Origin of the sequence: Streptomyces kurssanovii (genome assembly GCF_040677245.1) — a bacterium.
Taxonomy (GTDB): Bacteria; Actinomycetota; Actinomycetes; order Streptomycetales; family Streptomycetaceae; genus Streptomyces; species Streptomyces kurssanovii.
The window spans coordinates 247,427-259,733 of the sequence record NZ_JBFAQK010000001.1; the positions used below are offsets into that span (position 1 = coordinate 247,427).

A 12,307-nucleotide genomic window follows, 5' to 3' on the forward strand; every position below is an offset into this window, starting at 1 on the left:
ATCGTGAGAACCCGCGGACGGTACGCAGCGACAAGAGGCCGGTGAGCGACCGGATTTGACGGCTTCTTGCGTTGTTTCTGTACCGGCCGGGGACAGCGCGCTCGGGGAGGCGTCGTGGACGACTATGCGGGAAGGGTGCTCGCCGACCGCTACCGCCTGCCGTTGCCGCCGTCCGACGAGTACGAATTCGCGGAGATCCGCGCGTTCGACACCTACAGCGGCCATGAAGTCCTGGTGCGGCAGGTGCCGTTGCCGGAGATCGTCGACGCCGAGATGCTCGACGCGGACGGCCTCGCCGGCGCGGCGGTGCCGCGGCGGAACCACGGAGGCAGGAGCGGCGGCACGACACGCCGCCCCACGGACCCGGCGGTCCGGCGGGCGGTCGAGGCGGCACAGGCGGCCGCGCAGATCCCCGACCATCCGCGGCTGGACCAGGTCTTCGACGTCTTCGCCGAGGACGGCTCGCTGTGGATAGTGAGCGAGCGGGTCGCGGCCCGGCCGCTGGCGGCGCTGCTCGCGGAGAAGCCGCTCACGCCGTACCGGGCCGCGGAGATCGCCTCCGACGTACTGACCGCCCTGCGCGTCCTGCACGCCCACGGCTGGACGCACCGGAACATCACGGTGCGCACGGTGCTCGTCTGCGAGGACGGACGTGTGGTCCTCACCGGACTGGCGTCCGGCGCCGCGGAGGAGGCACTGTGCGGGTACGCGCCGGTACCGGAGCCGGATCCGGACCCGGACACCGACGACGGGGCAGAGCCGGACGGGCCGGGGCCCGCGCCGGGATTCGGCGCCGGTGACGCGCCGGCACGGGGACACGAGGTCGAGGCCGCGCCCGGCCGTCCCGTCCTGCCGCAGCAGAGCGGCCCGTCCACCGGTGTGCCGGACGTGCGCGCCGCCCGCGCCGGGGCGATCGCGGCCTATCGCGCCGGTGCCCGCGCCGGGGCGCGGTCGGGCGAGAGCCGGCGCCAGGACGAGGACACCGGCGCCCGTGACCGCCCGGAGCAGGACGGCCTCGACCCCGACTGGTGGGCCCACCGCCCCGACGAGGGTCGCCGCGGTCTGCTCGGGCTCGGCGCCGTCCGGGACGAGGACGACGACGCGGACTTCGAGGACCTGGGGCTCGGCCTGCTCGGCGTGGCGCCGCGCGACGCGGAGACCCACGGCCGTGAGGACCGTCAGGAAGACCACTACGACGAAGGCCGGTACGAAGGCCCGTACGACGAGGGCCCTCAGGGGGACCGCTACGGCGCGGACCGTCGGGAGGACCGCTACGGCGCCGGCCGGTACGAAGGCCCGTACGACGAAGGCCGGGACGAGAACCGCTACGGCGCGGACCGTCATGAGGACCACTACGACGAAGGCCGGTACGAAGGCCCGTACGGCGCGGAAGGTGACGAGGGCCGGTACCGGGACGGCGGGGAACGGGACCGGTTCGGCGGTGGCCGCCACGAGGAGCGTCACGGCGAAGGCCCGTACGGCCGGGACCGGGACGACGAGGGGCCGTCGCAGGGCGGCCCCGGCCGGGTCCGGCTGACGGGAACCTGGCACGACGCGCCGTTCGCCGGCCGTGAGGGCACCGGTTCGCTGCCCGCCGGAGGCGGCCGCCCCCGGGGCATCGCCGGGCGCCCCGCGCTGCCGGGCGTGCGCCCGCACGACCCGTACCGCGACGACCCCTACGGCGTACGCAGGGCGGGCGCCGAACCCGGCCGTGGCGTTCAGCCCGCCCGTCCCGCGCTGCCCGTCGCGCGGGCGGACAGCGGACCGGGCGGTGGCGGCCGGCCGGCCGGCGGACAGCGCCCCGCCCTCCCCGCGGCGCGGACGGACAGCACGGCCGGAGGCAGTTGGCACCGCGGCGGTGACGCGCTGCGCGCCGACGCGCTGCGCGCCGACGCGCAGCGCCACCCCGCGGCCACGGACGCCACGACGGCCCCCGGCCGCTGGGACGAGGTCGTCGCCGGTGGCGGCTCCGCCCCGTACCGAGGTCCCGCGACACCGCTGGCCGCGGAGCGGGCACGGCAGGCACGGATCACCGTGGTCGGTGCCGTGACGGAGCGGTGGGCGCCCGAGCAGGCGGGTCCGGTCCACGAGAACTGGCAGCTGGCCGCGCCCGTGGGCCCGGCGACCGATCTGTGGGCGCTGGGCGCGCTGCTCTACCGGGCCGTCCAGGGGCATGCCCCCTACCCGGAGGAGAGCGCCGCCGAGCTTGTGCAGCTCGTGTGCGCGGAGCCGCCCGCCTTCGCGGAGGAGTGCGGCGCCCTGCGGCCGGTCGTCGAGTCGCTGCTCCGTCAGGACCCCACGGAGCGGCCCGACTTCGAGGAGCTGCGTGGCTGGCTGCGTTCGCTCGTCCGTTCGGCGCCGGAGCCCGAGGCCGGGACGGACGTCGTTCCGCTGCCGGCCGGCGCGGTCGACGGATCGCGGCTGCCCATCGTCCGGCGCCGGGGCGAGCTCGTCCGCAGGCGCCGCGGTGGCGGCCCGGACGCGCACGGCCGCCATCGCCACAAGAAGACCAGGAGCCGGGGCGGAGCGGGAGGCAGGGACAGGGAGGGGCGCAGAGAGCGGCCCGTCGCCCAGGTCCCGCCGCCCAGGCGCGCCTACGAGGAGCCGTACGAGAGCTCCTACGACACGTCGTACCGCCGGTCCTACGAGGCCCCGGGCCGTAAGCCGCGCGCGCTCGGCCGCACGCTCCTGCTGCTGATCCTGCTCCTACTGGTGGCCGCGATCACCTACGCGGTGCTGTTCATGCCGAAGGCGGACGACGGGCAGCGGTCGACGCAGGGCAGGGAGACGGGCGCACAGCCCTCGCAGCAGAGCCCGGGCCCCGGCCGTACGGGCGCGGGCACCGACCCGGAGCCGGCACCCACCGGCACGCCCGGGTCCCAGCAGCCGCAGACCTCCGCCCCGGCCGGCGAACTTCCGGAGGGCTATGTGCTCCGGGACGACCCGGAGGGCTTCAGGATCGCCGTCGACCGTACGTGGCAGCGTCGGCCGATCAACGATGCCGGACAAGTCCGCTACACGGGCGGTGATTTCACCCTCATCGTCGTGCCCGGCCGGGACACCGTCCAGGCCAACGGCGACGATCCGCTGGTCTATCAGCGGGACAAGGAGCCGGAGCTCCAGCCCTTCCGCGATTCCTCATGGGCGAGCGCCACCGGGCTGCGCCGCATAGACGTCGGCCGACAGGCCATGGCCGAGGGCCAGTTCACCTGGCAGGACAGCAACGGCCGTGAGGTGTACGTGCGTAACCTCGCCCTGGCCGTCGACGGCACGTACCACGTCGTCCAGGTGATCGGACCGGAAGCACAGCGTGACAAAGTGACCGAGATCTTCGAGCAGGCCACGGCGAGTTACCGATCCGCCCGCTGAGTGCGCGTGCGCGCACGGAACGCGCATCACAGTGCGGTCACTTGAGGCGTCCGATGTTCCGTGGTCGTACATCCCCTCCGTAACCTGTCATTCCAAGGAACGGGGCGGGGTACGTGGAACACACTCACAGCACAGGCACCGGTCTGCTGCTCGCCGGGCGTTACCGGCTGGGCGAGACCATCGGCCGTGGCGGTATGGGCAAGGTATGGCGCGCCCATGACGAGGTGCTCCACCGGGTGGTGGCGGTCAAGGAGTTGACCGCGGGGCTCTACGTGTCGGAGGCCGACCGGGCCGTCCTGCACGCCCGCACCCAGAAGGAGGCCCGCGCGGCCGCGCGCATCAGCCATCCCGGCGTCGTCACCGTGCACGACGTGCTCGAGCACGACGCACGGCCCTGGATCGTCATGCAGTACGTCGACGGCCCCTCCCTCGCCGACGCGGTCAAGGAGCCGGGGCGGATCGACGAGACGGAGGCGGCCCGGATCGGGCTGCACATCCTGCGGGCGCTGGGCGCCGCGCATGCCGCAGGGGTGCTCCACCGGGACATCAAGCCGGCCAACGTCCTGCTGGCCAAGGACGGCCGGGCGCTGATAACCGACTTCGGGATCGCGGCCATCGAGGGCGATTCGACGATCACCAGGACGGGCGAGATCGTCGGTTCGATCGACTACCTCGCGCCGGAACGGGTCCGCGGCCACGACCCCGGGCCCGCCTCCGACCTGTGGTCCCTGGGCGCGACGCTGTACACGGCGGTGGAGGGACGGTCGCCGTTCCGCCGGTCCTCGCCGCTGTCGACCATGCAGGCCGTGGTCGACGAGGAACCGCCTGCCCCGGTGCGGGCGGGAAGGCTCACGCCGGTGATCCTGGCGCTGCTGCGCAAGGAGCCGTCGCACCGGCCCTCCGCGGCCGAGGCGGAGCGGATGCTGACGGACGCCATGGAGGGCCGTGGACCGGTGCGGGCGGGGCGTACGCGGGTGCCGACGCAGCGGCTGCCGCAGCCCGGCGCCGCGGTGGACCCGTCCCGCACCGTCCCTGCGCCCGGGCCCTCGCAGGCCCCCGCCCGTCGCGGCGGGCGCGTACGCAGGGCGGTGATCGCCGTCGTACTGGCGGCCGTGCTGGGCGGCGCCGCGGGCCTCGCGATGCAGTACGCGAACGACGGTGGGGGCGGCCGTACGGGAGAGGCCGCGGCGGCCGGAGGCGCCGGGACGGGCGGTGCCGAGAGCGCCGCACCCGGAGACGCCTCCGGGCTTCCCGAGGGCTGGCGACGCGTCAAGGACGTGGCGGGCTTCAGCCTCTGGGTGCCCGACGGCTGGCGGCGTCAGGTGGACGGCAACCAGATCGACTACACCCCGGACAACGGGCGCCACCGCATCCGCATCAGCATCGACCCGGCGCCCCAACACGAGAACCCGTACATGCACATGCTCGACATGCAGAAGAACCTCAAGAAGCGCCTGCCCGAGTACCGCCGGGTGCAGCTCCACCCGAACACCTTCCGGGACCGGACGCAGTCCGCGATCTGGGAGTTCACCTGGACGGAGAGCAAGGAACATCCCGGTCCCCGGCGGGCGATCGACCAGATGTACTACGAGGACGACGGCACGGAATACGCCCTCTACATGTCCGGCCCCGCGCACGACTGGGTGACGACCCGCGAGCAGTTCGACACCATGCTGCGGGGATGGCGGCCCCCGGCGCCGTGAGCCGGGCCGCGGGACTCCCCGTGGCGGCCGGGAAAATTGCCGGACGTGGCTGCGGGCCGATGCATAGGGCCTGATCAGGGGTTATGTGCCAGTGATCGCTGGCGCGGTCGTGTGTGCATGGTGAAAAGGTGTTACCGACGGGTACCCAAAGCGCTGCTCTGCGCCTACTCTCGCCCCCATGACGGACTCGCAGGCCACCGCGGCCGCCCTCGGCACCAACCCGACAGCCGCCGCTCCGGCCGGCGCGCGCACCGCCGCCGACGTGGTGACCCCCGAACTGGTCGCCCGGCTGACCAAGTCGGTGGCCGGCTCCGGCCGCACGGCCAACCACGCCCCGTTCACGGGCGAGCAGCTGGCCGAACTGCCCGAGTCCACCCCCGAGGACGTGGCCGCGGCCTTCGAGCGGGCACGCGCCGCCCAGCCGGCATGGGCCGCCACCCCGGTCCGTGCCCGCGCGGCCGTCCTGCTGCGCTTCCACGACCTGGTCCTCCAGCGCCAGGCGGAGGTCCTGGACCTGATCCAGCTGGAGACCGGCAAGGCCCGCCTGCACGCCCACGAGGAGGTGCAGGCCGTCGCCGTCGCCGCCCGCCACTACGGACGCAAGGCGCCCTCCTACCTGAAGGCGAAGCGGCACACCGGTGTCGTCCCCGTCCTTACGAAGACCACCGAACTGCGCCATCCGCGCGGTGTCGTGGGGCAGATCGCGCCCTGGAACTACCCGCTGGAGCTGTCCGTCGGTGACGCGCTGCCCGCGTTCGTCACCGGCAACGCGGTCGTGATGAAGCCCGACACCGAGACGGCGCTGACCGCCCTGTGGGCACGCGACCTGCTCGTCGAGGCGGGACTGCCGGCCGAGGTCTTCCAGGTCGTCATCGGCGACGGCCCCGTCGTCGGCCCCGAGGTCGTCAAGCACGCCGACTACGTGTCGTTCACCGGCTCCACCCGCACCGGCCGCGAGGTGGCACAGGGCGCCGCGGCCCGCCTCATCGGCGTCTCGCTCGAACTCGGCGGCAAGAACGCCATGCTGGTCCTGCACGACGCCGACGTGGAGAAGGCCGCGGCCGGAGCGGTGCGCGCCTGCTTCTCCTCCGCCGGCCAGCTGTGCATATCCATCGAGCGGCTGTACGTGCACGAGTCCGTCGCCGACGACTTCCTCGAGCGGTTCGCCGCCCGTACCAAGGCCATGCGGCTCGGCAACTCCCTCGCCTACGGCGCCGACATGGGCTCCCTCGTCGGCGAGCGCCAGCTCGAGACCGTCACCCGCCATGTCGAGGAGGCCGTCGCCAAGGGCGCCAGGCTCCTCGCCGGCGGTGTCGCCCGCCCCGACATCGGCCCGCTCTTCTACGAGCCCACCATCCTCGACGGCGTCGAGGCCCCGATGGCCGTGTGCACGGAGGAGACCTTCGGCCCGGTGGTCTCCGTGTACCGCTTCACCGACGAGGACGCCGTCATCGCCCAGGCCAACGCCACGCCGTACGGCCTCAACTCGAGCGTCTGGACCAAGGACGCCCGTCGAGGACACGCCGTTGCCGCCAAGCTGCGCACCGGCACCGTCAACATCAACGAGGGCTACGCGCCGGCGTACGGCAGCGTCCAGTCCCCGATGGGCGGCATGAAGGACTCCGGGCTCAGCCGCCGCCACGGCTCCGAGGGCATCCTCAAGTACACGGAGGCGCAGACCGTGTCCCAGCAGCGTCTGCTGCCGCTCGCACCGTCGTTCGGCATGGACGACGAGAAGTACGCGGCTTTCATGAGCGTCAGCCTCAAGGCGATGAAGGCCCTCCGACTGCGCTGACCCGCCCGGTCCGGCGGACCCGCGACCCGCACCCGCACGCCCGTACCTTCACGAGGAGAGCCATGTCCGAGGTATCCCCTGCCCGAAACCGGGCCGCGGACGACGACACGCAGTACGACTACGACGTGATCGTCGTCGGCTCCGGCTTCGGCGGCTCCGTGTCCGCCCTCCGACTGACCGAGAAGGGCTACCGGGTCGGCGTCCTGGAGGCGGGCCGCCGCTTCACGCGCGAGTCCCTGCCCAAGAACTCCTGGGACCTGCGCAACTATCTCTGGGCACCGGCCCTCGGCCTCTTCGGCATCCAGCGCATCCACCTGCTCGGCAACGTGATGGTGCTGGCGGGAGCGGGCGTGGGCGGCGGCTCCCTCAACTACGCGAACACGCTCTACGTGCCGCCCGCGCCGTTCTTCAACGACCCGCAGTGGAAGGACATCACGGACTGGCAGGAGGAGCTGAAGCCCTACTACGACCAGGCCCGGCGCATGCTCGGCGTGCGGCTCAACCCGACGATGACCCCCTCCGACGTCCATCTGAAGGCGACCGCGGAGGCGATGGGCGTCGGCGACAGCTTCCACATGGCGCCCGTCGGCGTGTTCTTCGGGGACGGCGACGACGCCGACGGGACCGTGCGGGCCAGGCCGGGCCAGGAGGTCGCCGACCCCTACTTCGGGGGCGCGGGTCCCTCCCGCAGGGCGTGCAGCGAGTGCGGCGAGTGCATGACGGGCTGCCGGCACGGCGCGAAGAACACGCTCAACGAGAACTACCTGTACCTCGCGGAGAAGGCGGGCGCCACCGTGCACCCGATGACGTCCGTGGTCGCCGTCACGGAGGACTCGCGGGGCGGTTTCGCGATCAAGACCCTGCCCAGCGACAACAGGCGCAAGGGGAAGGGCCGTACGTTCACGGCCCGCCGCGTCGTCATCGCCGCCGGGACGTACGGCACACAGACCCTGCTGCACCGGATGAAGGACGGCGGACTGCTGCCGCGTCTGTCCGCACGGCTCGGCGAGCTGACCCGCACCAACTCGGAGGCGCTCGTCGGCGCCCAGACCGACAACCGGCGCTACCGCAAGCGGCACGGCGCGGAGCGGGTCGACTTCACCCGTGGCGTCGCCATCACGTCCTCGATCCACCCGGACGAGAACACCCACATCGAGCCCGTGCGCTACGGCAGGGGATCGAACGCGATGGGCGGCATGACGGTCCTCCAGGTGCCCTACCGGGTGAAGGGCCGCGTCGTCGGCTGGCTCGGCAACATGGCCAGGCACCCGTGGCTCGCGGTCCGCGCCCTGTCCAACCGGCGCTGGTCGGAACGGACCATCATCGGTCTGGTCATGCAGTCGCTCGACAACTCGCTGACGACGTACCGCAAGCCGAAGGGCATCGGCAAGGGACTGCTCACCGCCCGCCAGGGCCACGGCGCACCGAACCCGAACCAGATCCCCGAGGCGACCCTGGCGGCGTCCCTGCTCGCGGAGGAGATCAACGGCTTCGCCGGCTCCAACATCGGTGAAGTGATGGGCACCCCGCTCACCGCGCACTTCCTCGGCGGCTGCCCGATCGGCGCCACGGCGGCGGACGGCGTCATCGACCCGTACCACCGGCTGTACGGCCACCCGGGCATCTCGGTCGTGGACGGCTCCGCGGTGTCGGCGAACCTCGGCGTCAACCCGTCGCTGACCATCACGGCCCAGGCGGAGCGGGCGATGTCGTTCTGGCCGAACAAGGGCGAGGAGGACCCGCGCCCGGCCCAGGGCCGCGCGTACGAGCGCCTGACCCCGGTCGCGCCCAAGGCGCCGGCCGTCCCGGCGGACGCGTTCGGCGCGCTGAAGCTGCCGTTCCTCGGCATGCCGGCACTCCCGCCGAAGAAGCCGGCCGGGCAGGAGAAGACGGCCGGGCAGGAGAAGACGGCCCGGCCGAAGAAGACGGCCGAGGCGGTGGCCGAGAAGACGCCCGGCACCGAGAAGGCGGCTCTGCCCAAGCCCCAGGAGGCCTGACCGCCCGTCGGGCGCTCCGCACGCACGAAGGCCGCTGCACCCCCCTCCGAGTGCAGCGGCCTTGGTGGCTCTGTGCGCCTGAACTTCAGGCGTTACGCGGTGGCGTCACCACGGCGGCGCTTCATCGCGAAGACGACACCGGCGCCGGCGAGGATCGCGACACCGCCGACCGCGCCGATGACCGGCAGCACCGAGTCGGAGCCGGTCTCGGCGAGGTTGCCGGTGACCGGGAGCTCCTTCACGTCACCCTGGGGCTTCGTGTCGGGGCCCTTGTCCTTGCCCTCGCCGTCACCCGGCTCGGCCTCGCCCGGGTTCGGGTTCGGCGAGCCCGGCTTCAGGACGGTGAAGTCGGCGTACACGCCGGCGTTCTCCGCGATGCACTCCTGGCCGTCGACGTCGCCCAGGTAGCCGCCGGAGCCGAAGGAGTAGCTTTCGGCGGCCGGAGCGGTGCTGGCCACGTTGATGCGGAGGTCGATCTTCACGAAGTCCTTGGACTTCATGGTCTCGACGCCCCAGAAGTAGTCACCGGCCCACTCCGAATTGCCGATCCGCTCCCACTGGTCGGTGCCCGGGAGACGGAACTGCAGCTCGACGTGCTTGCTGAGCCACTTGTCCTCGTCGAGCTGGTCGTTCTCGACCTCGGCGTAGAAGGCGACCTCCTTGAGGTCGGCCTTGGAGTTGTTGGTGACCGTGAGGTTGAACTCCTCCCAGCCGCTGCCGGCCACGATCTGGCCGGGCAGGCCGCTGATCTTGAGGTCGAGCGCCTTCTCCTCCCAGTTCTCGTCCAGCTCCTCGCAGTAAGGCGGCTCCTCGGGGTCCTCAGGGTCCTCGGTGGGAGCGGTGGTGGAGGGCGACGGTGCGGGGGAGGTGCTCTCGGACCCGGTCGGGGACGGAGACGTGGTCTCGGACCCGGTCGGCGCGGGGGAGGTGGTTTCCGACCCGGTCGGCGCGGGGGAGGTGCTCTCGGACCCGGTCGGGGACGGAGACGTGGTCTCGGACCCGGTGGGAGCCGGGGACGTGGACTCCGTGGCCGAAGGGCTCGCGTCCGTCGCGAACGCGGCCGGCGCCGCCAGGAACGTGGCAGGGGCGATGACAGCGGTCGCGGCGGCGACGGCCATGGCACGGCGAAGCTTCATTGAGTCCTCAGTGAAGTCCGGGTACCGCCGGACGCGGTACGAAGGCTGGTTGTGACCCCCGGCACCACGGTGGGTGCGAACAACTGAGGTCCTTGTTACGCATGCATGACCTGTGACCAGGGTGATTGGTTGCACGCCGACTCACAGGATCTTTATGTGACCTGCGCCACAGGTGTGACCATGGCCGGAACGAGACGGATCCGTGATGCCCGACCGCGCAACGTTCCGCGGGACCGGTAGGTCACATGTGCGAGGTGTCACCCCTCGAGTGACGCCCCGTGCACCGGAGGAATTGAGTGGACATCAGACGCGTCCCCGCCCGTTCTGCACGGCGCCGGACGGCACTGGCCGGCCTGGCCGCCGTGGCGCTCGCAGCCGTGGGCGTCACGGGGACCGCGCACGCGGAGGAAGCGCCGTTGCCGGTCACCATCACCGGAACGGACAAGCTCGACCTCTCGCTGAGCGGCGGCAACGTCGACCCGACGGAGACCAACGTCGAGATCCGGGTCCAGGGCCCGGGCGCGTACGACCCTGACGTCGAGCCGAACCCGGCTCCGGTGCAGACGGACGGCTACTCGATCACCATCGACGCCACCGAGCTCGAGGGCTTCGCCGACGTCGACCTGCCGTGCGAGGCGGAAGGGCTCGTCGCGGTCTGCACGTCCGACAGCCTGTACCCGGGGGATGTGCTCAACCCCGCCCACGACATCCGTGTCGAGATCACGGACGGGAGCAAGGCGGGTGACTTCGGCCGGATCAAGGTGACCGGTGAGGGCAAGGGCCTCGCGTTCACCGAGCACACCGTCGACGTCCTCGTCGGTGGCCCCGAACTGCGCATGAAGAAGCTCCCGGCGGAGCCGGAGGACTTCGTCGCGGGCGACACGTACACGGCGCCGCTCGGCTTCAAGAACATCGGAAGCATGGCCGCCGACGGTGTGGTGCTCCGGTTCTCGGCGAGCCGTGGACTGTCGTTCCCCGACGAGTACGAGAACTGCCAGTACGCCGAGGAGGACAAGGAGGACCTGATCCGCTACCGCAAGGTCGTTCTCTGCTCGTTCGAGGGGACCTTCGGGCCGGGCGAGGCGTGGGAGCTCAGCGAGCCGGTGAACGTGAAGAGCGCTCCCTTCGCGCTCCGTGACATCTTCGGCTACCACTTCACCGCAGTCTCCCCGAAGCAGGCGGAGAAGCTGCGGGCGGGCCACGACTTCCGTGCCGGAAACGGTCCGGAGCTCGGACTGAAGCCGGTGCGGCGGGCCGCGGAGGGCGACGAGTACGTGCAGTACGCGGAGATCGACCTCCCCACGAAGAACACCTTCGACCTCGACCTGACCGGCGGCCGTGCCGACGGCGGCGCGGGGGATGTCGTCAAGGTCGGCGTCGCCCTGAGCAACCACGGCCCGGGATGGCTCGGTTCGCTGCGCGCGGGCGGGGAGCCGATCACCTTCACGGTCGACGTGCCGGAGGGCGCGAGCGTCACCAGGAGCCCCGCGGCCTGTGGCCCGACGCAGACGGGGAACGGCAAGGACGAGTCGCAGTACCTGTGCTGGGCGGGCACCCCGTTCCTGGAGGACGAGAAGCGCGACTTCCCGTTCGAGTTGCGTATCGACAAGGTCGTCGAGGGCGCCAAGGGCAAGATCTCTCTGCCCAAGTGGGACAACCCCTGGGAGGGCGACGCCTCCAACGACGACGGCTGGATCGTGCTGAACGGCACCGGCGACGAGGAGACCCCGGGCGACACGGGCGACTCGACCGGCGGCTCGACCGGTGGTTCCGGTTCGACCGGTGGTTCCGGCGACGATGACGACGACAAGGGCCCCGGCTCGGCCGGCGGGTCCTCGGCCGACACCACCGGCGGTGACTCCGCCCAGGGCGGGCTGGCGTCCACCGGCAGCACCGCCCTGCCGGCCGCGGGCGGAGCCGCCGTCGCACTCGCCGCGGGCGGCGTGCTCTTCGTGGCGGCCCGTCGCCGCCGCTCCGCGTAGGCGCACGCGACACACTGCGAAAGGGCCCCGTGGACGTCATGTCCGCGGGGCCCTTCCGGTCGGCACCGGCGACAGGGAAGCACCGGTGCCGGGCCGCGGGGCCGGGGGTCGCACCGCGTCGAGGGGGAGAGAGGCGCGAGGGGACGCGCCGGGTGGGTCCCGGCCTTCGGTCATGTGGTCGCGCGGAGAGGGGACGTGCTCGTGTCGCGTCGTGCGGGACGGGGTGACGGGCCTGTGCGACCGTCGGGACCGGATGCGGCCGGCGCCGGGCGTCCCCGGAGCCGACCGCTTGGGGTGACCGGGCTGCTGTCCCCTGCCGACCGGT

Annotated in this window: 6 protein-coding genes; 5 read left to right on the forward strand and 1 reads right to left on the reverse strand. The window is 72.4% G+C overall.

Translation table 11 applies throughout. The annotated features are described in order from the left end of the window. The first annotated feature begins 114 nt into the window (after positions 1-114). From AB0K36_RS01240 to AB0K36_RS01255, 4 genes are all read left to right on the forward strand, one after another. A complete protein-coding gene (locus AB0K36_RS01240; RefSeq protein ID WP_364586582.1) occupies positions 115-3,369 on the forward strand; it encodes a serine/threonine kinase C-terminal domain-containing protein in 3,255 nt (1,084 codons plus the stop codon). 113 nt (positions 3,370-3,482) lie between these two features. Continuing rightward, positions 3,483-5,072 (forward strand): serine/threonine-protein kinase, encoded by a 1,590-nt coding sequence (locus AB0K36_RS01245; protein WP_364586584.1) that lies wholly within the window; start codon positions 3,483-3,485, stop codon positions 5,070-5,072. Between the two features lie 178 nt (positions 5,073-5,250). Next, positions 5,251-6,867 (forward strand): succinic semialdehyde dehydrogenase, encoded by a 1,617-nt coding sequence (locus AB0K36_RS01250; RefSeq protein WP_364586586.1) that lies wholly within the window; start codon positions 5,251-5,253, stop codon positions 6,865-6,867. A 62-nt stretch (positions 6,868-6,929) separates the two neighbouring features. Then, positions 6,930-8,864, forward strand: coding sequence for a GMC oxidoreductase (locus tag AB0K36_RS01255; protein ID WP_364586589.1), 1,935 nt, complete (start codon positions 6,930-6,932; stop codon positions 8,862-8,864). A 92-nt stretch (positions 8,865-8,956) separates the two neighbouring features. Here the strand turns inward: AB0K36_RS01255 and AB0K36_RS01260 are convergent, their stop codons facing one another. After that, positions 8,957-10,000 carry an LAETG motif-containing sortase-dependent surface protein gene (locus AB0K36_RS01260; protein WP_364586592.1) on the reverse strand — a complete coding sequence of 348 codons (1,044 nt, stop codon included), beginning with the start codon at positions 9,998-10,000 and terminating at the stop codon, positions 8,957-8,959. Positions 10,001-10,296: 296 nt separating this feature from the next. On the opposite strand from AB0K36_RS01260, the gene AB0K36_RS01265 reads away from it, so the two are divergent. Beyond that, positions 10,297-11,982, forward strand: coding sequence for a hypothetical protein (locus AB0K36_RS01265; protein WP_364586595.1), 1,686 nt, complete (start codon positions 10,297-10,299; stop codon positions 11,980-11,982). Positions 11,983-12,307: the final 325 nt, after the last annotated feature.

What these genes read in the sequence shown, in the direction of transcription:
- AB0K36_RS01250 (WP_364586586.1), top strand. Translation starts at nt 5,251, where the DNA reads ATGACGGACTCGCAGGCCACCGCGGCCGCCCTCGGCACCAACCCGACA.
- AB0K36_RS01260 (WP_364586592.1), bottom strand. Translation starts at nt 10,000, where the DNA reads ATGAAGCTTCGCCGTGCCATGGCCGTCGCCGCCGCGACCGCTGTCATC.
- AB0K36_RS01255 (WP_364586589.1), top strand. Translation starts at nt 6,930, where the DNA reads ATGTCCGAGGTATCCCCTGCCCGAAACCGGGCCGCGGACGACGACACG.